Annotated in this window: 20 protein-coding genes; 9 read left to right on the top strand and 11 right to left on the bottom strand. The window is 37.8% G+C overall.

Annotated features, from left to right (window positions below; all coding sequences use genetic code 11):
* Positions 1-131: 131 nt before the first annotated feature.
* The 3 genes from H4J54_RS01430 to H4J54_RS01440 all read right to left on the bottom strand — a co-directional run bounded on the left by H4J54_RS01430 (position 132) and on the right by H4J54_RS01440 (position 2,961).
* A complete protein-coding gene (locus H4J54_RS01430; protein ID WP_182189043.1) occupies positions 132-1,346 on the bottom strand; it encodes an EAL and HDOD domain-containing protein in 1,215 nt (404 codons plus the stop codon).
* 63 nt (positions 1,347-1,409) lie between these two features.
* Positions 1,410-1,661 carry an HDOD domain-containing protein gene (locus H4J54_RS01435; protein ID WP_182189044.1) on the bottom strand — a complete coding sequence of 84 codons (252 nt, stop codon included), beginning with the start codon at positions 1,659-1,661 and terminating at the stop codon, positions 1,410-1,412.
* Between the two features lie 160 nt (positions 1,662-1,821).
* Complete coding sequence (locus tag H4J54_RS01440; protein WP_259367108.1) at positions 1,822-2,961, bottom strand: HD-GYP domain-containing protein; 1,140 nt, start codon at positions 2,959-2,961, stop codon at positions 1,822-1,824.
* 640 nt (positions 2,962-3,601) lie between these two features.
* Between H4J54_RS01440 and H4J54_RS01445 the strand changes: the two genes are divergently transcribed.
* Entirely contained in the window at positions 3,602-3,967 is a 366-nt protein-coding gene (locus H4J54_RS01445) for a cupin domain-containing protein (protein WP_182189046.1), read from the top strand.
* Positions 3,968-4,215: 248 nt separating this feature from the next.
* On the opposite strand, the gene H4J54_RS01450 is transcribed toward H4J54_RS01445, so the two are convergent.
* From H4J54_RS01450 to H4J54_RS01475, 6 genes are all read right to left on the bottom strand, one after another.
* The gene (locus tag H4J54_RS01450) at positions 4,216-4,683 is read right to left on the bottom strand and encodes a glycine zipper 2TM domain-containing protein (protein WP_182189047.1); all 468 of its coding nucleotides are present in this window, start codon (positions 4,681-4,683) and stop codon (positions 4,216-4,218) included.
* A 167-nt stretch (positions 4,684-4,850) separates the two neighbouring features.
* Positions 4,851-5,453: a penicillin-binding protein activator LpoB gene (gene lpoB, locus H4J54_RS01455; protein ID WP_182189048.1), complete on the bottom strand. Its 603-nt coding sequence runs from the start codon at positions 5,451-5,453 to the stop codon at positions 4,851-4,853.
* 18 nt (positions 5,454-5,471) lie between these two features.
* Positions 5,472-5,948, bottom strand: a complete 477-nt coding sequence (locus H4J54_RS01460) for a YcfL family protein (protein WP_259367107.1) — start codon at positions 5,946-5,948, stop codon at positions 5,472-5,474.
* 24 nt (positions 5,949-5,972) lie between these two features.
* On the bottom strand, positions 5,973-7,406 hold the full coding sequence (locus tag H4J54_RS01465; protein ID WP_182189049.1) for a COG3014 family protein: 1,434 nt from the start codon (positions 7,404-7,406) through the stop codon (positions 5,973-5,975).
* 592 nt (positions 7,407-7,998) lie between these two features.
* Positions 7,999-8,601 (bottom strand): DoxX family protein, encoded by a 603-nt coding sequence (locus H4J54_RS01470; RefSeq protein WP_182189050.1) that lies wholly within the window; start codon positions 8,599-8,601, stop codon positions 7,999-8,001.
* A gap of 682 nt (positions 8,602-9,283) precedes the next feature.
* A complete protein-coding gene (locus tag H4J54_RS01475) occupies positions 9,284-9,640 on the bottom strand; it encodes a DUF2750 domain-containing protein (protein WP_259367106.1) in 357 nt (118 codons plus the stop codon).
* A gap of 189 nt (positions 9,641-9,829) precedes the next feature.
* Between H4J54_RS01475 and H4J54_RS01480 the strand changes: the two genes are divergently transcribed.
* Both H4J54_RS01480 and H4J54_RS01485 read left to right on the top strand, forming a co-directional pair.
* Positions 9,830-10,957, top strand: coding sequence for a GNAT family N-acetyltransferase (locus H4J54_RS01480; RefSeq protein WP_182189052.1), 1,128 nt, complete (start codon positions 9,830-9,832; stop codon positions 10,955-10,957).
* Positions 10,958-11,023: 66 nt separating this feature from the next.
* Positions 11,024-11,617, top strand: coding sequence for a DUF938 domain-containing protein (locus tag H4J54_RS01485; RefSeq protein ID WP_182189053.1), 594 nt, complete (start codon positions 11,024-11,026; stop codon positions 11,615-11,617).
* 630 nt (positions 11,618-12,247) lie between these two features.
* On the opposite strand, the gene H4J54_RS01490 is transcribed toward H4J54_RS01485, so the two are convergent.
* Both H4J54_RS01490 and H4J54_RS01495 read right to left on the bottom strand, forming a co-directional pair.
* The gene (locus H4J54_RS01490; RefSeq protein ID WP_182135332.1) at positions 12,248-12,418 is read right to left on the bottom strand and encodes a hypothetical protein; all 171 of its coding nucleotides are present in this window, start codon (positions 12,416-12,418) and stop codon (positions 12,248-12,250) included.
* A gap of 26 nt (positions 12,419-12,444) precedes the next feature.
* On the bottom strand, positions 12,445-13,122 hold the full coding sequence (locus tag H4J54_RS01495; RefSeq protein WP_182189054.1) for an alpha/beta hydrolase: 678 nt from the start codon (positions 13,120-13,122) through the stop codon (positions 12,445-12,447).
* 234 nt (positions 13,123-13,356) lie between these two features.
* On the opposite strand from H4J54_RS01495, the gene H4J54_RS01500 reads away from it, so the two are divergent.
* From H4J54_RS01500 to H4J54_RS01525, 6 genes are all read left to right on the top strand, one after another.
* A complete protein-coding gene (locus tag H4J54_RS01500; protein WP_182189055.1) occupies positions 13,357-16,089 on the top strand; it encodes a YdbH domain-containing protein in 2,733 nt (910 codons plus the stop codon).
* Positions 16,090-16,091: 2 nt separating this feature from the next.
* Positions 16,092-16,274 (top strand): YnbE family lipoprotein, encoded by a 183-nt coding sequence (locus H4J54_RS01505; RefSeq protein WP_182189056.1) that lies wholly within the window; start codon positions 16,092-16,094, stop codon positions 16,272-16,274.
* 42 nt (positions 16,275-16,316) lie between these two features.
* Positions 16,317-16,649 carry a YdbL family protein gene (locus H4J54_RS01510; RefSeq protein WP_182189188.1) on the top strand — a complete coding sequence of 111 codons (333 nt, stop codon included), beginning with the start codon at positions 16,317-16,319 and terminating at the stop codon, positions 16,647-16,649.
* Positions 16,650-17,107: 458 nt separating this feature from the next.
* Positions 17,108-18,154, top strand: a complete 1,047-nt coding sequence (locus H4J54_RS01515) for an OmpA family protein (protein WP_182189057.1) — start codon at positions 17,108-17,110, stop codon at positions 18,152-18,154.
* Between the two features lie 728 nt (positions 18,155-18,882).
* Positions 18,883-21,228, top strand: a complete 2,346-nt coding sequence (locus tag H4J54_RS01520) for a TonB-dependent siderophore receptor (protein ID WP_182189058.1) — start codon at positions 18,883-18,885, stop codon at positions 21,226-21,228.
* 11 nt (positions 21,229-21,239) lie between these two features.
* Positions 21,240-23,417, top strand: coding sequence for an FAD-dependent oxidoreductase (locus H4J54_RS01525; RefSeq protein WP_182189059.1), 2,178 nt, complete (start codon positions 21,240-21,242; stop codon positions 23,415-23,417).

Raw genomic sequence — 23,417 nt, forward strand, 5'->3', positions numbered from 1 at the left:
CCTGTGCGCGGTGTTGCGCAGAAAATAATTACCTTTTGATGTCAGAGTTATCTTTCCTGTTGGTTTAGTTGCTTTCTATTGGTGACACCAATAGAAAGACTTAATAGCTTTTTAAGAGTGACTCGATTTCATTACGAGTTATCTAACATTACATCTGACCAGGCAATTGCTTCTTGATGGGCTTCCAGACACAAGCTCGTCTCAATATTTAATTGTGCTATTAATTTATTGCTTTCCTGCCATTGTGCTTGCTCTAGGTATTTAGCCAATGTGAGATAGTTTGCCAAATAGTTATCACCTTTAACTAATGCGGATTCTATTTCAGTATCAACGGGTAAAATAGCTAATACAGTAGATATGTCCTGATCTAAAATGGTATCAATCAGAGAAAGCATGCCGGTCAGGAAAGCCTTTGGTGGATTATCTGGTTCTCGTCTTAGGCGTGAAATTTTTTCACAAAATTTTGCTCTTATTAGTGATGTTTTTATTATTTCGCTCGGCTTATCCTGATTTAAATCTGCTAAAGTTACGAGAGCAATAAACTTTTTAAGTTCAAGCTCTCCAATGTATGTCAATGCATGCTTTAACGAGGTGATCTCTTTCTGTCTATTCCAGGCTGAACTATTAATAAAGCGGAGCAATTTGTACGTTAATCCCGGATCTGCACTAAAGATATGACTAATTGCATCAAAATCTAAGGATGAATTCAATGAATGGCTAAACAGTTGGAGGAGACCTTGTTTAGTAGTGGAAATGCGCTTTTGTTTAATAATTTGGGGCTTGGAAAAGAAGTAGCCTTGGAATAAGGAGAAGCCTAAAGCTTTGAGTTGTTCGAATTGCTTGGAACTCTCAACTTTTTCTGCTAACAAAAGCACATTTAACTCTCTAACTTGTAGTACAAAATTAATGATTTTCGCATGAGGAACATCTAGTATATCTATCTTGATGATGTCGATATAAGAGAAAAATTTAAACCATTTAGGGTCTAAGTTATAATCATCTAACGCCAGTTTGTATCCTTTGTTCTTAAGTTGTTTACATACTTGAAACACTTCTTCGCTAGGGGGGACATCCTCTAGAATTTCTATGACAATTTTAGATGGCTCAATAAAGCTAGGAAAATGCTTTAATAACAGAGATTCATTAAAATTAATAAAGGCTGGTAAATTACCTGTGACTTGCTCCAAACCTAGAGTTAGGTGGTTATTCGTTAGTATGCTAGCCGTAGCCAGCTCTGAGCTGACATTGGGAAAGCAGTTATCTTTACCATCTCGAAACAATAATTCGTACGCATAAATGTTTTGATTCCTATCTAAAATAGGCTGTCTTGCTACGTAGGAATACATAATACTCCCTCCTCTGTTTGATGATTAGAGCTACATATTCCGTGTTGCTCGTAAATTAAATTTTTATGCATCTAAAAAACAGACCCCCTGTTGAATATTTCTAATCTTTGCGTTTAATCCAAATAAAGGAGAGTTCACGGTTTTTAGAATCGAAGAGGCTAGACCTACGTCTTTTTCAATAATTAATGCTTCTGCTTTCACATTGGCTGAATTAGCTTGTCCAATGGCCTGCAATAGCATTAATAATTCTGGTTTTGCAGGTATATGAAAACCACTGGCAACCGATTCAACTATTTGTTCGTTAATATACGTCATAACTTTCCTCGTTCGTTGGGTTGTTAAAAAATATGAATGGCTCTACTTGCTTTCGGACTGACATCAATGGTCACAACTTCGACAATAGTAAGTATTTGTTTAGGTCTTAAGAAATTGGTACCGAGAAATCTCCAGGCAGAATGCTGTCTAATACTGTAGTTTAGCCTGCGAGAAAAGCATGTACTTTGTCTTGCTTGCAGATTAGCTCTTCTACAAAGCATGAGTTAACATTAATTATTTGATGAACATCACATGAGTGGATTGTTAACAGCTTATCAAATTGTTGTTTTTTGTTTATAGCTTCGCTGGGGATCGCTCTAAAAACTTTATTATTGTCAAAAGAAATAATCTGTACTAGTTCACCACTCTCCTTAATAGATACGATCGAGCCTAGAGGGTATACACCTAACATTTCAATGAACTTGAATGTTAATCGGGTATCAATTTTTGAATTTACATTACATACTAAAGTTCTGACCGCTTCGATCGGAAAAATACCTTTTTTATAAACACGGTCTCGCGTAATCGCTTCATACATACATATGATATTAAGCATGCGTGCATATAAGCTTATATCGCGCCCTTTGAGACCATCTGGATATCCGGAGCCATCTATATTTTCATGATGGTGTTTTATAGTTCTGAGAGTGAGCTTAGAAAAGACGTTTTCTTTAGAGAGTATCTCTACTCCTACATTAGTGTGATTTTGGATATATTTACGTTCATCTTTATTGATAAAAGCAGATCTTAGCAGTCCTTCGGGCACAGAGAGCATTCCTATGTCGTGTAATATAGCCGCAGTCCCAATTTCAAATAACTTATCTTTTTTTATGCCTATATGTTTAGCGAACGCTAGGTAAAAAATAAATACCTTGATTGATTTTTCAGACAAAGAGTTATCTTTTTCTTTAAGCTTGGCTAAATACAGGTATGTTTCTGTATTATTAAAAACGTCATTGGTTAGGGAACTTATTGAAGGTATTAATGATTTTGTATCTAGGTTTACCCCTTGCTGGAGTTGCACAAAGAATTTGATTAATAGATTTTTTGTTTTGCTGACTTCTATACTTGCGGATTCTATCGCTTCAGTTGTGGTAGTTTTCTCTATGGGAGAAAGTAAAGTATTTTTACTTTTATCGGGGTCGATAAAAACAAATTCACACTCTGCTTTGAGTCGCTTAAGTTGATTTTCATTCTTGATCAAAAATGAACGACGAAAAAAGGAAGTGGACATCCAAACACGATCTAATTTTGAAACGTGCATTCCTATTGCTAAATTGTATACGCTAGTCTTAATCATGTGAATTCCATTAATTCAGACTTGCCCAGCGGTTAAACTAGTATATTCCTAAGGGCAAGCCATATCTCCAACCACAATATGTTTAAGTATCGTAGTTATTCAAAAATAAGGCTACCGTCCCATTGGTATATATTATAATCCTTTGCATCTCTGTAATAAAGCTACTTTCCATAACAGATGATTCCCTAATATTACTAAATTAAACTGACGATGGCAACTTTAGCCCCAGAGAATAATTAAATTAATGTCAGCTGTATGATCGGAAAGCTGACCTTTATATTAGAGAAGGTTTTATGTATTATTCGCGCACAGAAAAGTCATAAAAACGAATTAATGAAACGTCAGCTCTCGTATCATAAGTGAACGTAAACCTGAATGAATCCTAGCGAATATTTAGATCGGGTTTGTAGCATAAGTGTGCATTAGCAGTGTTCAATTTATCCAAAGAGACAGCTCTAACAAGGTCGAAATAATGTGGTACAGGTACAAGTACAGGTAAAAATAAAAATTAAATATAACAACGAAAGAGGTAACATAAAATAAATTTCAAGTCAGTTGTTAACTACTCAAATAAATAAAAGTTAGTCAAACGTTTACAACATAATATATGGTTAGCTGCACGAGCAACCATGGAGTCAATATGAAATTTTCAGCTATTAATTTCAACGAAAAATTCACAAAATTCTCAGAGCATTGGTCACCTCGTATCATTGCTGAAATGAATGAATACCAATTTAAATTAGTTAAAGTAGCAGGTGAATTTGTTTGGCACGATCACCCGGAAACTGACGAAGTGTTTATTGTTATTGAAGGCTGCCTTACTATTGAATTTCGTGATGGTATAGTTTCGCTAGAGTCAGGTGAAATGTTTGTTATTCCAAAAGGTTTAGAGCATAAACCCTCTGCTAGCAGCGAGTGTAAAATTATGATTGTGGAACCCAAAGGTATTGTTAATACCGGCGATACGGGTGGTGACCTTACGGCTAAAAATGATCTCTGGGTTTGAAGCGCAGCTAAATGAGTTAAAAAATTAATGCTACTGGCAAATGCTCATTCCTCACTCATTTTAGCCCCTGATATTAAGTCAACTAGCCTTTCCTAGCTCACTTATTGATATATAAATGTATTTATCTCGATTACTTTACAGCAGTTGTAGTGCTGTAAGTATTTACCTCACATTCGTACTAATAAGCCGAAGCTTAGCATTACATCTAGGTTTTGATTTAAAGCTTTGTACCCGCTTAACCAGCCAGCTTACATTTGTTTATCAATACGTACTGTGCCATTGGCGAGATAAATCATGCGAATCGCGTCTTTTGACTGAAATAGCATACGATGGTCTAGGTCTTGTATCACCATGTATTCATCACCGTTATTAACTTTGATCATTAGCTCAACTAAAAGTAGGGTTTTTTCTTGATATTTAGGGTTTCTATCATGACTGATTGAACCACCAATAATAGCGCCTAATATTGTTGCTACGCCGCGGCCACTACCGCTACCAAATTGATTGCCTATTGCACCACCAATTAACGCACCACCAAAAGTTTTCCAGCCTTGGTTTTTATCTTGAATCAACTCCTGCTCGGTAATATTTCGTACCGATAATACCTGACCAAATAAAACTTTTTCAACCGGCACAGCTTTATTGCGCTCATAATCAGCATTAGCGAAAGGGATCAATGCCAACCAGAAAATTAACGCTAGCGTGATTGTTTTCATTTTGCTCTCCTTTATTTAATAAATAGAGGGTATTAAATATAGTGTAATAAATAGCATGTGATAAATAGCACTTGAAGTATAACGTCTATAATCGTGCTGCTTTTTACCACACTATCTATTTTTTAAGCAGCACGCTCAAGGTCTCTAAAACTATCTCACTTTAGCGCTTACCAACCCACTGATTCTTTAGCTTTCGTTTTACGAATTTCCGTTTCATCGGCCCATTCAACTAAGCCACTTTCAAGATCCATTAAACGTAAAGTGAATTTATAATAAACATCAGACTTATCTTGGTTGCTTTTAACGATACTCGATAAGTTACCGTATAACATATATTGCGCGCCAATTTGACGGCCAAACTGTGACGCGGTGTTTGGGTCAACCATGCCGCCGTCATGTTGAAAGTTTAATTGCTCACGTGCCGCTTCTACTCGACCCATATCTACAAAACGGAACTTGCCAGAGCGTAAAAGCTTAGTAGCAATAGAGTCGGTGATTGACTCGGTATCAATATGCTCACTGGTTTTATTTTTTAAGCGTTCAACAAACATTACTGGACGGCTATTTTGCGTTAATGTGCCCACCACTGGTGACAATAATAACGAGTCGGTCATTTGGGCAGCAACCTTTTGTAAGTCGGTTGAACCAAAGTTAATATCGGTAGTTTCTACCGCGGTGGCATCGCCATAGCGAACCACGGCTTTATTAGCACAACCCGCGGCGAATACTAGGGTTAAGCCGAGTGTTGTTACCAGTGCTAATTTATTCATAATGCTATTCCTTAACGATTAATATTTATATGCTTTTTCAGGGATTGCACGAACATAAACATTAAATGTACTAACATTAATATTCGGCGCTAATCCGGGTAAAGTGGTGGATTGTTTTCCGTGTAATTCCAATGGTATCCAGGGTGTTTTTCCGGCTTCAATAACAAAGCCTGCTTCGTCAAACCAATTGAAATGATATTGTAATTTTTGTGATTTTTCATAACGGCTAGTCAGTGTTAAGTTGACTTGTAATAAGCCATTCTTTTTGCGCGATTTAACGTCGCTAATCACGAGTTTTTTCGCTAAATCAGCGTTTTGCACTTCAAGGTGTTTACTAAAGTCATCACCTTGGGTCATGGCACTGGTGCCTGTGCCAGAGGTCACAGGGGGCTTGTTATTCGCACAGCCAGCGGTAATAAAAACGCTCACTAATATCACTGTTAAACAGCCGGTAATATTTTGGCCCATGCTGGTCATATTTTTGCTATTGAACATACTCCCTCCTAAGGCATACGTTATTTATAAATTTATCGCTTGATAACCAGTATAGCTAGCGATAGCAGAAAAATTAATTAAGGTGATTCTATTTGGCTGCACGTCAACTTCAATGTTTTTTTGTTGTCCATTTAGCTGCACTTGTAATACTTGCTTACCAGCGGGTAAATTCATCCGCACAATATCCACTTGATCGGGCAAGGTTGACCAACTTCGAGTATCGGCTCTTTCGGTGGCAATATTGTAAATACTGGCTAAAATATTACCGACATCGCCTGCCTCTCGACTCAACTTTTGTCGCATTTGTTCTTTCGCAACAACGCGAACGACTTGCCGGGTCAGCAGTGTGGGTAATTGATCTTGTAAGTCTTTCGCAGCTAACGATTGAATACGCACAATTTCATTCGACAAATAGCTTTGGTCTAGGCTTTTAAAGGTAATTTTACTGTGCTTTGGTAAAGTCTCTTGATACACAGGTAAAGAAAAACTGAAAAACTTTAAGCCGCTGTTACTTCGACCTACTGGCAGATTTAAGCCAAGATCTTGCTTACTATTGACAATATCTTGCTCAATAAACACAACGACTTGCCCTTGCTCTTTTGACGTTTGTGCTTGATATTTTCCAAAGCGTTGTTGCAAGCTCGCTAAGTCGTCTTGCATACCTAATTTAGCGGCTAAGCGTAAAACATCTTGTTGCAAATAATAGTTCTCTGGGTATATTTCTATGGCACGCTTATAATCTATGTAAGCGTCATTTAGCTCGCCACTGGCTTCATACAAGATGCCAGAAAGATAAAAGGTAAAGGCATTTTGAAAACCATTTTTCACTTTACCAATCGCACTTGCCATACTTGGATAACCACTATAAAGGCTATCTGAGGTCATGCCTGAGTTATTAAGCTCATTTTGCGCTTGATAAACTTCGTTTTTATAAGCTTTAAGTGCCTTCTCTTGCACTAAATTTGCCCGACGTACTTCAACTAACGCGCCAACTAAATCATGTTGAAATAAGTAATTTAGCGCCTGATAACTATGCAGCATACTTTGTTCATAATAAGGCACTTGATAAGAAGTCGCATTGTCGTTACTGACGACTGCGCTTAAATTTTCAAAACCTTTACTGATTTGAATTTTTGCCTTGTTACCCTGTTCTTCAATCTCAACATAGGCTTGAGCAAAACTTTTTTGGCTAGCTTGCCAATCGGCGGCTAAAAATTCTAAGCGCCCTCTTTCAAGTAAATTTAAGACGTAACTGTTATTACCTTGAGCACGTTCACCTAGTAGGTTTTGCGCTTTAACAAATTCACCTTGGCGTTGGGCCGCTTTCACGGGCTTCATTTGGCTGTTATAGCCCTGAAAAAGATCAGTGAGCTCAAATGATGCACAGCCAGATAAAGTTGTGATAATAATGCTGACAACAAAACTGACAACACTACGCTTAGGAAGGGAATTGATCATAAGAGTTAATTTATTTCCATAACATTTACTTACTAGGGGTATTTGTCTCACTATATATTTATCTCATTATATATGAACGAGTTTATGAAGGTTATTAACTCTTTTAGTTGCAAGTAAAAGTAGTCTTATTTGAGAAGGGTAGCAATACTTACTTTGTTGTTAAATTGTAAAAAGAGGTAGGAAACTTATCTCAACACTCTAAAAGCACTACATCCTAAGTATCACATTATCGGCTAGCGAGTATGCCTGCATCTAACCATGAGAGTAAATAATTCAAGGCTAATTGACTGCATCGTCCTAGGGTTTTGGGCGAGAAGCTTGTCACATAAGCTTGCAAAGTTATCACCTTTGCAAGCGGCTTGACCTTTACAGGCATTTTCAGACGTAATGCAGTCATTATGCCCATTACACTGATTTGACAGCGCAACAATGTGCCATTTCAACAGTATTATTTGCTACTGCTGTTTTATTTGATGTTTTAACTGATACCGCTGAACAGCCCATTAAAACTGCAACAGCTAGGGCAACTGCTGCACCTTAAAATTTAATTTTTGGTATCTTGATTCATTATATTGCTATCTTTGTAAGTTATTTATGCGTTTGGTAATACTTTTCGTTTAAACCAGTAATCAAGGCTGACATAGCGCCCGCCACCGATAAAAAATAGTGCCAATAGCATAATAAAATAAGTCGCTGCGAACTCAATGCCGTTATTTAAAATAGTAATATTACCGCTGCGGGTAAGCCACTCGTAGTTACCCTGTTCTTGCAAAATAGAAACAATCATTTCTTTTTTCTCAACGCTTGCCTCTACTCGCTCGTTAGCAAATGGTGCATTAGCATCTGCAATCGCTTGCCAGCCATATTGTCCGTGCACAGATGTCATCGCTATCAACATAGTAAACATCAAAGGCACAGCCATTAGGCGCACGCCTAAGCCAAGTAATAAGGCAATAGCACCAATAACTTCAGCACCTACGGCTAAAATGGCCATAATATAAGGAAAGGGTAAACCTAAGCCCCAATCGTCATTACCAAACCATTGCACAATATTATCAAAACCCTCTATTTTAGTGGTACCCGCCATCCAAAAAATAGGCACCAAATACAAACGCAATAATAATGGCGCAAGAAAATCCAACTTTTTTGTTGAATTTAATATGCCATAACTTTTTTCCAATATTGCTTTAATCATGCTTTATTCCTATTTTTTTAAGCGTAATGTTTAACTTTATTTTACATTGCCCATACTTTATATTACCCATACATTGCCAAAATAATTAATTGGTTCTACAGTTTTAATTCGACAGTTTTAATTCGACAGTTTTAGTTCGACATCACAGGAACTGCATAATGGGTAACTGCATAATTTGACTCGATAAGTTGTAAAACTATTTCATTATTTTTAGTGAAGGTACGGTTAAAATATAGCTAATAATTTTTTTGAAATATAAATGAGGTTTATCAGTTCAACATACCGCAAAGGCTTTAATAACTATTTTAAATAGCGATGTAAGCCCTTAATGATTTAATGTAACAGACTGAAGTTAATTGTAAAAAACAGCCTGTCATTTTATGTCTAGGTGATTTTAGCTGGCGCCTAAAAAGTAAACAAATAACACTTAAGTCTGTTAAATAATAAATTCATTAAATAAAAAATTTTTTATTATTTCGTCAAAAATAAAAGTTACCGTTTTAGGAGGTTTTAGGGCTTAAAAATAAATAACGGGCAATAATAGCCGCTGGATATTTGCCTGGAAGGAGCTATGAACACACATATTGCAAGAGTAAGCTTCTTTGGTTTAGCAATATCTGTGTTCAGTAACGCGATAGTAGGCGCTTATAAGGTTAACATGGTAACCGTTTGGCTTGGCTAGTTATAACGTTTCAACTTCTGCCAGTGCTTGAGTAAACTCAGGCAGTTCTAACTCCAAACATTCATCATTTTCTTGCCAATTGATACCGATAATAACGCCATCTTCGAGTAAGTCTTCAATCCAGAATTCCATCCAATCAGCTAACGTAATAGCCGCAGGTATATAATCAGCCCACTCTTCAATACAATGACTTTTGGCCAGTGCTTGTGTTGACCAAAGTGGCATAACTTCAGTGTTTTCAAAGTTAATTGAATCAAGTACCACCCAATCTTCGCTGTTTTTATCTTGTAACGCCCAAATTATTTGTGTTTCTTTAACTTGATTTAAAAATGACTTCAGTGTTTTTTCAATGCTCATTGGTTTCATTACCCTAATTACGTTTTTAACATTATACCAAGTGAATTAAATCTAAAGATATGAATTTGTTGTTACAGGTAAGTATTGCTCAGAAATTGCCACACATTCGTTACTTAAAAAGCTTTATACCTATTAAATTAACCATCTGTTAAGCTGCAGAGATGAGTAACTTAAGTAACAGAATAATCATTGAAAATTGAAATCGTAAATAATATTTCAGCTATAGCTGAACAAGACTGGCAACGGCTAAATCGACAGCCATCGGTGTTTTCAAATTATCAATTTCTCCAGTGTTTAGAAACGAGTGGCTCGGTTAGTGGTGCTCAAGGTTGGCAACCTCATCACTTACAATTGCGTGATAACGATAAAAATGAAATTAACGCTATTCTGCCGATGTACGTTAAATCTCATTCGTGGGGAGAATATGTTTTTGATTGGGCATGGGCCGAAGCCTATGAAAAGCATAATATGCCCTACTACCCTAAATTAGTCGCTACCACGCCTTTTACACCGGTAACTAGCCATAAATTGTTATCCAACCATGTTGGCCTTGCTGATGTTTTCGAGGTATTAACACACCATTGCCAACATAAAAACTTAAATAGCTGGCACTTATTATATTGCTTACCAACACAGCAAAAGTCTGATGATGTTTACCAACGTAACACGGTGCAATTTCATTGGCTAAACTATAACTACCGTGACTTTGACGATTTCCTCTCACGCTTCACCGCCAGAAAAAGAAAAAACACTCGCAAAGAGCGTCTTTCAATTGCGCAACAAAACATTGAGATTAGACGCGTTACCGGTAAAGATATTAGTGAAAAAGAACTTGAGTTTTTCTATTTAACTTATCAGCTAACTTATTTAAAACGTGGACATACACCACATTTATCGTTTAATTTTTTTAAGTCAATAGTAGAAAAGTTACCTGAGCATATCTTACTGATCATCGCTAACTGTAATGGCGAAGACATCGCTTGTGCTTGGTTCTTTTTTGACGACAAGCATTTATATGGTCGCTATTGGGGTTGCACTAAGAGCTATAACAATTTACATTTTGAATTGTGTTACTACCAAGGCATAGAGTTTTGTATTGAAAATAAATTGAGCTTATTTCACCCAGGTACCCAAGGTGAACATAAAATAGCCCGAGGCTTTGAACCTAAGCTAACCACGTCATATCATTGGATCAAACATGCGGGCTTTAAACCTGCTATCAAAGCCTTTTGTTTGCAAGAACAGCAACAAATGCGTACTTATCAAGCGCAGTGCCAAGCACTACTACCTTATAAGTTAAACGATGAAAACGGTTAGCCAGGCTAGTCATCATTTGAATAAAGAACTGAGTGAAAAATTGAGTCAAAAATTGAGTAAACAAGCATGAACAAACCCTTCTCCCAAGCCTGTGAAAACAATAAAGTTGCTATTTTAGCTGCGCTAGCTGATAGCTTTAGTGCCAGTAAAACTGTGTTAGAGATCGGTTCAGGCTCTGGCCAACATGCGGTATTTTTTGCCCCCAACATGCCGTGGTTAAGTTGGCAGACCAGCGATATATTGGTAAATCATCAAGGCATTAGCCAATGGTTAAGAGAATATCCTGCCGGTAACTTACTTCACCCTATTGAACTTGATCTAAACCATCCTTGGCCAATTGAAAAAATTGACGCCATATACACAGCAAATACCTTGCATATTATTAGCTGGCCATTAGTGCAAGCATTTTTTAGTGGTGTATCACAACATTTAAATCAACAGGGTAAATGTTGTGTTTATGGGCCATTTAATTATCAAGGTCAGTACACAAGCGAGAGTAATGCCGGTTTTGATATCTGGCTCAAAGAGCGTGATAGCCAAAGTGCTATTCGCGATATTGAGGCAATAATGACCTTAGCGGAGAGTGTGGGTTTATCGCTAGAAAATGATCATGCTATGCCAGCAAACAACCGCTTATTAGTCTTTCAAAAGCTGGCTTAATTCATTTATCTGCTGAGGGGATTAGTATTAAAACCGTTATTGTTAAAAATATTGTTGTTAAACCCGTTACGGTTAAAAATGCACTAGGTTGAGCTAGTTATGGACAAACTGACCATGGATAAGCTAAGCGCAATAAAAACTACAGCGCTTGAGCTGTAAAGCTTGCTGTATCATCGAAATAACAATTAATACCAAGCTCACTAATTTTCTTAACATTGTTACTGATTAAAAAACACACTACTGCGTTATTTATTTAATCATTATCGCTGCATGAATATTGCTTATTAGACAATAGAAAAAATATTATCCTGAACAACGAGTGATTAAAATAAATGCCTCGTATTTGGTTGTTTTTCCTGCGTGTTAGTTAGACCCGCGAATGAATGAAACTGCTCTAACTAACCGGGCTGATGTTCCGTTAAGTAGACCAGTTTCCTCGCTTGCTGTTGAGGCCTTGATTAATTTAGCCAACATGGATTGCCTACTAGCAGCAACCTCATTTTATACCATTGACTCGGGTTGGTGTTTAAGTATAAATAAATTCGCTAAATTTATTCTCCACACTAGAAGCTAGTTGTGAATATAATTAACTGAGCAATAGTCAGCTGAAAACAAATTAGTTCAAAACTACTAGTCTGGAACTTTCACCGAAATTTCAATTGATTTAGCATCACCCACAAGCCACTTTTGTAAATAGATACTCCCCATAGCTTCAGCCTTACCTGGCTCAGCTACTTCTTTAAAGCGGATACTATTTTTGTTTTCTTTCTCAAAAACAAGTTTAACCTTAACTTCTGGCATTTTATCTCCCCTTCGATGACTTAGTTTTACGCTAGATTTAAACGTGCTACTAACCAGGTGGCAATATCACGGATTTGTGTTGGATGAACACTATGCGCCATCGGATAAGTTTGCCATGTTACTGGGTAGTTTTTCGCATTAAGTAAGGTGTTAGCCATTTTACCCGCACTTAAAGGCACAACATCGTCATTGTCGCCGTGTTGTTGCAAAATTGATGTATCGCTATTTGCCGCACTTAGTTGCTCAGGTAATGCATCAGCGTTAGGTAAATAGCATGATAACGCCATAATGCCTGCAAGCTTTTCAGGGTAACGCAAGCCGGTAAACATGCTCATCACGCCGCCTTGGCTAAAACCCGCTAAAATAATATTGTTTGCAGCTATACCCGCGGTAACTTGCTCGGCAATTAATGCTCGAATTTTGACTTCAGATTTAAGCACACCGTCCATATCAGCACGGTTATGTAAATCCATACTTTTTATGTCATACCATGAACGCATGACATGGCCTTGGTTAATAGTCACGGCTTGCTCTGGCGCATGTGGAAACACGAAGCGTACCGCGTGGTTTTTAGGCAAACCTAGTTCTGGCACAATAGGTGAAAATCCTGCACCAGAGTCTCCTAAGCCATGTAACCAGATAACACAGGCTGTGGCGGGTGAAGTAGGTTCTATGGTAATACGTTCTAATGGAACAGCTGACATGCGTCTCTCTTTATAGTCTTTACGTGAAAAATGCCAATATCATAACGCTTCTATAGCGTAATTAAAATATGCTCATGAGTGAGAAAATTATAAATTTTTCGTGAGCTCTTTTGTAGCTAGGTATTTAAATCTATGATTTTGATTGATCCTATGACTCAACAGCCATAAAGTAGCGGTACGAAACGGATTAAAAAAAGCCAGAAAACCCATGGACGAAAGAATAAACACGCACAAATGATAGTCCCAAAAAAAAGCTTAATTACACTTGCCATTGTACTAAGCACCCTTATAACTACCCTCTTTTTGGTCTATTTTGCCCGCGTTGCTATTGTAAAAAACTTTAGTCACGATGAATTGGCGTTATATGACGTAAAAATCACCTGTCTAGACTTTCACTTGACCACAGATTTAGACCTGGCCATAAGTCACTTATGCCTGCAAACACCGCAAGCAGATATCAATATTGAAGATATGGCAATAACCTTGGCATTAGCTGCTGAGCAAAAAATTAAAGGCGTCGATATTGCATTAATAACGGTCAAAGGCACAGCAGACTTGCTTACTCTATTCAAAAGTAGCCCGCAAAAAAATAACCCAACAAGGTTAACAGCACAGCTAAAGACTTATTTAACGCAACTTGAACAGCTTAAGTTACCTTTTAATATTCAGGTGGCAGCGTTAAGTTATTCGCCTTTTTCGCCGGAAAATAGCGGCATAATAAATAGCAGTAATGGCGCAAAAAAAGCACCTTATATAGGCCAGTTTTCAGTGATAGAAAATACCCTAGGGTTTTCATTAGAAGATCTTCAGCATAGTGTTTTATTATCTGTTGATTTATCGACTAACCCGCATCAAAAAGCCCCCTTGGCCTTAAAAATATTTGGTCAGTTAAGCCCTTTAAAACAGTTCTTATTCGCACATAAACTGCCGCTAGCGCCGGCAATAGTAAAATCTTTAGGCTCGCTTAACACTAGCGGTGAGTTTTATAGCTTATTAAATTATCAAGCAGGACAATTAACCTTAGACTGGCAATTAAAAGATTTTTCACTTGCTGCTCAAGGTATTAAAGCAAGTGGACCCTTTGAACTCTCGGGCACGCTTAATCTGCACAGCAAAATTAACTTAAATAAGGTTAACTTAAGCAAAAAAGCCTCAAACAAGGAAGATAAAGCGCTTAACCGCCCTACTGAACTTGAAGTTGAATTTCAACATAACAACAGTTTGCAGCTAAAATATAGTCACCCCCACCTGATTGATTACTCAAATCACAACGCGCTATCGCCTTTACTCATCACCCTACTAAAAGACAACCCCGTTGAGCAATTAGCCTTTCAGCCAAAGGGTAAATTAGCTTTTAACCTAAACAACCAACAGCTGTCGTTATCTGGCATAGCCATAAAGGCAGAAAGTGCTCAGCAAGTGCATCAACTGAACTTAGATAACCTAACCTTTAACCTAAAGCATTACCTCAACGTTGACCTAAGTCGCGACAATAACCCAGTAACAGAAGACCCAGCAAAAGAAAGTCCATTATTGGCACAACTAAATTTTAAACTTAATAGCCCACTGTTACTCTCAAGTATTAATAATTTCACTTATGCACCGGTTGTAGTCAAACTGCAAGGGTCTATTAGCCAAAACCACGCGCAAACAATCATAAACCTTGATGAAAACTCATCGTTTACTAGCAACAAGATCGCCATGTCGACAAACCAAAAAACAGCGGATAAAAAGCTACTTTCGATCAAACAGTTAACCACAAAAGTACAAGGCTTTGTAGAAATAAACCACCCGATTCAACAACAAACCGCTATGCAAGTTCAAAACCCTGTACAAGGTAATCGTGCCATTAACTTAAATGTAAAAGTGCAAAGTCAGGCTGAAAAATTGCGTGTGGGTAAAATGATTGCAGTGAAGAAATTAGCGCTAAGCTCCACTATTGCCGGTAATTTAAATAACATTGAAATAAAGGCTAAGGCCACTGCCGATAATGTAGCACTAGGAAATTTAACAATATCGGGTCCAGTAGATAAACCTAATATCGCATTAACGGCTGAAGCGTTACCGTTAACTGACCTGATTGCTCTAGATATTGAATTACCAACAAAAATAGCCTTAGTTGAAGGCACATTGAGCTACAGCGTAAAAGGTCAGGTAACTGATTTAACAGATTTTGAAAAAACACCACTAGCCATATCAATAGCAATGAAATCAGTCAGCGGTGAAGTAGATGGCATTTGGCTACAAGAGCTTAATTGGCAGCAAAACTTTCAATTTTTAGCGGGTAAGTTAACCACGCGGCATAATGTATCTAAAGATCGAAAAGAAAACCTAACGATTGCATTGATAGATATCCCAACACCGGTATCAAAACTTTCCGTTAACACCGCTTTGAGTTATGAAAAAGACTTTACAATATCAGCGACAAAAATCAAAGGTGATATATTAGGCGGTAGCTTTGCCATTCCAAACATTCAATGGCCACTTGAGCATGGCCATTCAGTTGACGTTCAGTTAACTAGTATAGACTTAGAGCAAGTGTTGGCGCTAGACAAAAAGCAAGGTATTGTAGTAACCGGCAACATATCAGGCCAGTTGCCTATTAGATATGATGGCGAAAAATATACCATGGGAAAAGGCGAACTGCATAATGTGACTAATGGCCTTATTCAGGTAATGAATAATCCGGCGGTAGCTGAGCTAAAAGCGAATAACAGCCAGTTAACGTTAGCGTTTGATGCCCTGCAGAACTTGCACTATCATCAGTTGTCTTCTGATATTTCAATGGCCGATGACGGCTATATGTTATTAAAAACGGTGATTAAAGGCCGAAATCCAGACATAGATAACGATGTGAATCTGAACTTGAATTTAAGCTATGACTTATTAGGCTTGCTTGAATCAATGTCAATTACCGAACAATTTGAAGAACGTATTATCCAAGGTTTACAAAAAAATAAGGAGTAAGTATGAGTAAAATACTAACCACAGTGTTAGCTATTTTTATAATCAGTGGCTGTACACATAAAATAGAAGTTAGCGCCAAAGAACCGATCACGATTAATTTAAATTTAAAAATTGATCATGAAATCAGGGTAAAAGTCGATAAAGAACTTGATGACATTTTTAGTGCCGATAGCGACGTATTTTAAGGAGTAATTATGAATAACTTATCTAATAAATTAACTAGTAACATGACCAACAACCTAGTTAAAAAATTAACTTGTGCGCTGCTAGCTGTAACCATAACATTTTCCGCATGGGCTATTTCACTAGACGACGCTAAGCAACAAGGCTTGGTTGGCGAAATGCGAAACGGTTACTTAGGCCTAGTGGTAGAGAACGTTGAAGCGCAAAGCTTAGTGGCGAGTGTTAATGAAAAGCGTAAAAGCATTTACCTTAACCTAGCGCGTAAAAATAATATCACCATGGCGCAAGTCACCGCACTAGCCGCTGAAAAAGCCTTAAATAAAACTCAGACCGGCCATTTTATTCAAAATACTGCTGGGCAGTGGGTAAAAAAATAACCTTGTAACAAAATTGCTTACAAAGTTGCTTACAAAGTTGCTTACAAAGTCAAAGCAATAGCGATGTAAAGAGGGGGGAAATAAGCCCCTCTTCTTAACCTCAGTTCAACTCAATTCTCCGCTGCAACTTTAGCTTAATTTAGCTAGCAGTCGCCTGTAACATCGAAAACCACCCTCTTTTTATTTTTCAATTATCATTTACGAATTAGCTCTAGCTAGTTCATTGCAGTTCATTGCTAGTTCTCAGGAGAATTAATTACTTACAACTAAAATATATCAAGATTGTCAGTTGATTTAAATCAAAATAAACGAGGTAATATGTAGCCTTTTATAAAAATAATTGTCAAAATACGTATTAGAAACTTAGCTGAGAAATTAATTTATGACTTTCTTTAATCATCTTCGTTATGCAAAACAGAGTTTATTAATATTATTTAGACCTAAACTAGGAATTAACAATGAAAGTATTTAAAATTTCTCTACTCGCAGCCCTTATCAGCTCACCACTAGCTGCTGAAACTATTGATAAAACATGGGAGCTTGGCGTCTTTGGCGATTACATAAAATCGAGTACTAACAAAGAAGCAAGAATGGATTGGTACCAAGTTGAGGCTGGTAAATCTATCGGTATCGATTTACAAAAAATTATTAATGACTACTGGAATGTGCGCGTTGAAATTGCAGGAACTCGCTATGACATAGACAACGGTACTGATAAAGATTATGGCATTCGTGGAGGCGTTGACGCTATTTACAAACTAGAAGATAGCAATTTATATATGTTTGCTGGCGTAAAACGCTTTAGTAACGCGAAAACCTACAATGCAGTAAATATTGGTGCCGGTTACAACTTTGAGGTTAACGACCGTTTATCTTTTTACAGTGAAGCCGCTATTTATAAAGATGTTGATTATGGCTATATCGATCAAGGTGTAAAATTAGGCCTTAAATATACCTTTGGCGATGTTAAGCAAGCTCCGGTAAGCATCAAACCTACCGTCGCAGCAGTAGAAGCTGTTGTAGCAAAGGTTTTAGACAGTGACAACGATGGTGTTAGCGATAACATTGATCGCTGTGCTAACACACCTGTGACCGTAAAAGTCGATTCTATGGGCTGTACTTTATATTCAGAACAGGCAGTTGAAATTAAACTTAATATTGCTTTTGCTAATAACAGCTCTATTGTTGAGCCTGCATTAGTCGATGATATTCAAAGATTAGCTGATTTCATGAAAGAATATACTAATACTTCAGTTGAAATTGAAGGACACACTTCAATTACCGGTACTGCCGACTATAACTTAATGATGTCGAAAAAACGTGCAGAATCAGTAAAAAGCATCCTGGTAAACAAGTTCAATATTGACGCTAGTCGATTAACGACTAAAGGCTATGGTCAAACTCAATTATTATCAACAGATAATACCATTGCTGCCCATAAGTTAAATCGTCGTGTTGTTGCAAAAATCGCCACAAGCGTAAAAGAAGTCGTCACTAAAGACTAGTTATTCGCTTATGACTGAGAACAAAGTTATTTTAATCACTTTGTTCTCAAATTAGCCACAAGATGTAGGCCATAGCCAAGCCACTTCAATAAGTATAATTTTGCTAGTTGTGATGGTTTGGCTGTATATTTATTAAAATCAAAAAACATGTTGAATAAAATGCCTAAGTCTACCCTAAATTTTATTAACACAAACATTAAAAATAATGCTAAATCATCATCTTATCCCATACGTAGACTAAAAAAAGTAAAAATAATATCGGCTCCTGCCATAACACTACTCAAGCTCAACACTGCTGATGAAGACAAAAATTAATGTGTATTTTGAGTTTTTACTGGGCCAAGTCTGGTTTATAGTTAAATCCTCAAAAACTGTAAATTGGTTAACTATCAGCAAATTTTTAACATCAGCTACAGCTCTTCCAATTTAGCTAATTAATACTCTAAAAAAACCTAAGTAATATTGCCAATATTTTCATTATCGCTATTGCCTTCATTAGTACATTAACTTCGTTTTATAGCTGATGTTTTTTTAATCGATCTATAAGGAATTTTAAAACACTATTTTGACTAATGACTAAGATTAAAAACCAATATAAATTAAAAGCCTGAAATTTATTATTTTGAATCTCGGTCTAGACTGACATAACATTTAACATTTTTAATAAGTTCATAATCAAGCATGATTAATAACAAAAATATTAATAACAAAAATTTAGGTACTCTCAAATGAAATACAGTTTAATAGCCCTTAGTATGCACTTTATTTTTCACGCTCAAATAGCCAGTGCTGAAGAAGCTAAGGAAACTGATATTGAAGTTATTGACGTTGCAGGGCAACGCATTATTAATCATGGTTTTTCGCCCAAAAACACCAAAATTAATGGGCCATTTGGCGATGATTTAGGCTTAGCTGACATTGCGCGTTCTATGACGCCTATTACTAGCGCCATGATGGAACAATTAAACATAACCGACTTGCAAGATATTTTAGCCGTAACGCCTAACAGCTACTCAGCCAGTGGTTTTGGTGCGCCAAGCTTACCTACTTTACGTGGTCAATTAGGCGAACTTTTTCAAGACGGTATGCGTCGCCAAGCAGGAAATAACGGCTTTGGTGTACCACTTTCTTTTAATTCTGTCGAGCAGCTTGATGTAATAAAAGGTGCGCCACCGGTGTTATTTGGTAGTAGCCAACGTAACGGTGGTTTTGTTAATTTACAATCTAAACGCGCATCGACTGAAAAAAGTGCTGCAAAAGTAAAACTTAGCGCAGGTCGCTGGGATCAATATAGTGCACAACTGGATATAGGTGCGCCAATTGTTGAGGGTGAGAGTGGTTTTAGAATCAGCGCTGAGCACGTTGATAATGGCAGCTTTTATGATTACTCGAGCTTTAAAAGTGACAGCTTTTACGCCGCCTTTCGTTTATTGCCTGATAGCCAAAGCACGTGGGATATTAACCTTGAATTATACCAAGTTGAATTTACCGACAATGCTGGCATTAATAGGCCAACACAAGCGCTAATCGACAGCGGCTTATATATTACCGGCCAAGGCGTACAACCTAATGGTAGCCTTATACCCGGCGCTGGAGCAGTAATTTCGCCAACCGGACAAGTACAAATTAGCCGTAGTAGGGTATTAACCGATCCTGATAATGAAAACGAAGCTAACACTTTTTTATTACACAGCATCTACACCCGCGAACTAAGCAGCCAAACACAATTAAAAAATAGCACTTATTATCAACATTTAACCCGTGATGAAATTGCTCAAAATAGCTTTGTTGAAATCATAGATGCTGCTGATACCGCGCAAAATCGACTTGAGCTAAGTCATGATTGGAACAATCAGCAACAAACCATTGTCGCTTTTGATGTCCGTTATAATAAAGTGCGCGGTTATAGCCAATTTACCACCGAAGCTGACGACCCTATTGATTTAACCGGCCCTGTTGAGAGCCGCCGCATTCCCCTAACGGTAGAACAACAAGCTAGACTTGTAGAGCTGCGCCTCGGTGTATTTGTCTCACCCGGTGGTCAGTATGATGTCAATAATGACAACCTTGGTGACTATTCATTATCAGATACTACCAACTCTACCAGCTGGCAAACGGGCTTTGCCATGCAACAAGACAGTCAATGGAGTGATCGTTTAAGAACAAACTTTGGTTATCGTATTGATTTTTATGATGTACAAGCACGAGATCCTATTGCACCTGCTGGGCAGAAAGCGGCACAAGATAGTATTAATAAAACCTTACATTCAGGCCAAGCCAGCGTTAATTACAAGCTAAATGCTGACTTAACCGTTTATGCTGCAACAAGTTACAACGAAGCAACTTCAAATAGCATGGCCGGTGGTAATTCATTAGGCGCTGATAACTTAATTAATACACAGAACTTTGCCACTGAAAATACGCTAAATGAAGTGGGCATTAAATATATACCCGACAACAGCGCTTGGTATATTGACGGAGCATTGTTTAATCAGCGTCGTAGCTTACGTAATCGCGACGGCAGTAACACAGGCATAAAAACTAAAGGTGTTGAACTGCAAGTGTTTTATGATGCTGCGCCCTATTGGTTTAACATAGGTTACAGTTATCTTGATGCTCGTTATGACAATTCTGCCAGTAGTCAAAGTTCGTCGAAAATTGCTGATGCCTTTGATAATTCTCGTCCCAATATTATTCAAGGTACTAGCCTAGGTGCACCAAATTTCACCGCTTTTCCTCGTTCTAATAGACGTGTACAAGGCATACCAGAGCAATCATTAAGTATTAATGGTGGCCTTTATATTACAGAGTATTGGCAAGCAGGCTTTGCGGCATTATATACCTCAAGTTACCCACTAGATTTTTTAGCAACCGTAAACATACGCGATCAGTATACCTTAGGTCTTAATACTAGTTACCGAATTGGCGAGCAGACTAAATTGCGTTTCGATATCGATAATGTCACGAATCAAAAGAATTGGCGGCCAGTATTTGAAGGCGGATATTTTGGTTCAACCTTGGTTTTTCCTGAATTACCTATCAATGCCAAGTTCACAATACAGCACAGTTTTTAAGGACCCTTTTTATGTTTAAGAAGTTATTATTATTCGTTATCGCCATCACACTGGTGGCATTGTTTTTTCACTTTGATCTCAATAGGTTACTTACTTTAGAGGGATTAAAAGCCTCAATGGCGCAATTTGGCCAGTGGCGCGAACAATCGCCATTATTAGTTATGGGTGGTTTTTTTACCCTTTACGTTTTGGTCGCTGCGCTGTCATTACCTGGCGCTGCCATTTTAACCTTGGCTTCAGGCGCTTTGTTTGGCTTAGCCCAAGGCTTGGTTATTGCCTCATTTGCCTCTAGCCTGGGTGCACTATTAGCCTTCTTGGTCTCACGTTATCTACTGCGCGATACCATTAAGGCTAAATTTCCTGAACGCTTAAAAGCCATTGATGCTGGTGTAAAAAAAGAAGGGGCATTTTATCTGTTCACCTTACGTTTAGTGCCTGTTTTTCCTTTCTTTTTAGTTAATTTATTAATAGCGGTTACTGGTATTAAAGCCTGGACTTTTTATTGGGTCAGCCAAATAGGTATGTTTTTAGGCACCATGGTTTATGTTAACGCAGGTACGCAATTAGCTGAAATAGACAGCTTGTCAGGTATATTATCACCTAAGCTTATTTTATCTTTTGTGTTACTCGGTCTTTTGCCTCTTATTGCTAAAGCTATCATTAACAAAATAAAACAACGTCAAGTCTATAAAAAATGGCAAAAACCTAAAAGCTTTGATCGTAACTTAATTGTTATCGGTGCCGGCGCTGGTGGTTTAGTCACCAGTTATATTGCGGCGGCAGTAAAAGCAAAAGTCAGCTTAATTGAAGCGGGTGAAATGGGCGGCGACTGTTTAAATTATGGTTGTGTTCCTAGTAAGGCAATCATTAAAAGTGCAAAAATAGTCGATCAAATTAAACAGGGTGAACACTATGGTTTAGAGAACGCGACCCCAGAGTTTTCTTTTAAGAAAGTCATGGCACGTGTTCATCAAGTCATTGCCGATATTGCGCCACACGACAGTGTTGAACGTTACACGGACTTAGGTGTTGAAGTCATTAAAGGTTACGCTAAGCTAACCAACCCGTGGACCGTAGAAATTAAACTTAACGATGGTACCATGCAAACATTAACCGCTCGCAGTATTGTTATTGCAACCGGTGCTCGTCCATTTGTACCACCACTACCAGGTATTGAAACCAGTGGCTATGTGACTAGTGACACCTTATGGACAGAGTTTGCCAAACTTGATAGCGCACCGAAAAAATTAGTGGTATTAGGCGGCGGTCCTATTGGCAGTGAACTTGCACAAAGTTTCGCTCGTTTAGGCTCACAAGTGATACAAATTGAAATGGCTGAACGCATCATGATCAGGGAAGATCTTGAAGTCTCTGAATTTGCACGTCAGTCATTACAAAAAAGTGGCGTAAATATTTTAACTTCTCACCAAGCTTTACGTTGTGAACAAGGTGACGGTAAAAAATTCATCATTGTGAAAAACCTTAAGCACGAACAAGGTACAGATCAAGAAAAAGAAGTGGCCATTGAATACGACCAGTTATTATGTGCTGTTGGCCGCACTGCTCGCTTAGAAGGTTACGGTCTTGAAACATTAGGTATAGAAACTAACCGCACCATTCAAACCAATGAATATTTAGAAACTTTATACCCTAATATATTTGCCGCAGGAGATATTGTTGGTCCTTATCAATTTACCCATGTTGCTGCACATCAAGGTTGGTATGCCGCAGTTAATGCCTTATTTGGCACCTTTAAGAAATTTAAAGTCGATTACCGCGTTATTCCATGGACAACCTTTATTGATCCAGAAGTGGCACGTGTCGGTATTAATGAACAAGAGGCTATTGAACAAGAGATTGACTATGAAATTACCCGATATGATTTTGCCGAGTTAGACCGCGCGATCACTGACGGTGCTGCGAACGGTTTTATTAAAGTTATTACGCCAAAAGGTAAAGATAAAATACTCGGTGTGACGATTGTGGCTGAGCATGCCGGTGATTTACTCGCTGAATTTGTATTGGCGATGAAGCACGACTTAGGACTAAACAAAATTTTAGGTACCATTCATAGTTATCCAACGTGGGCTGAAGGCAATAAATATGCGGCAGGCGAATGGAAACGTAATCATGCACCAGAAACCGTTTTAAGCTGGTTAGAAAAATTTCATACCTGGAGAAGAGGTTAA

The sequence above is a fragment of the Colwellia sp. MB3u-8 genome (genome assembly GCF_014076985.1).
Taxonomy (GTDB): domain Bacteria; phylum Pseudomonadota; class Gammaproteobacteria; order Enterobacterales; family Alteromonadaceae; genus Cognaticolwellia.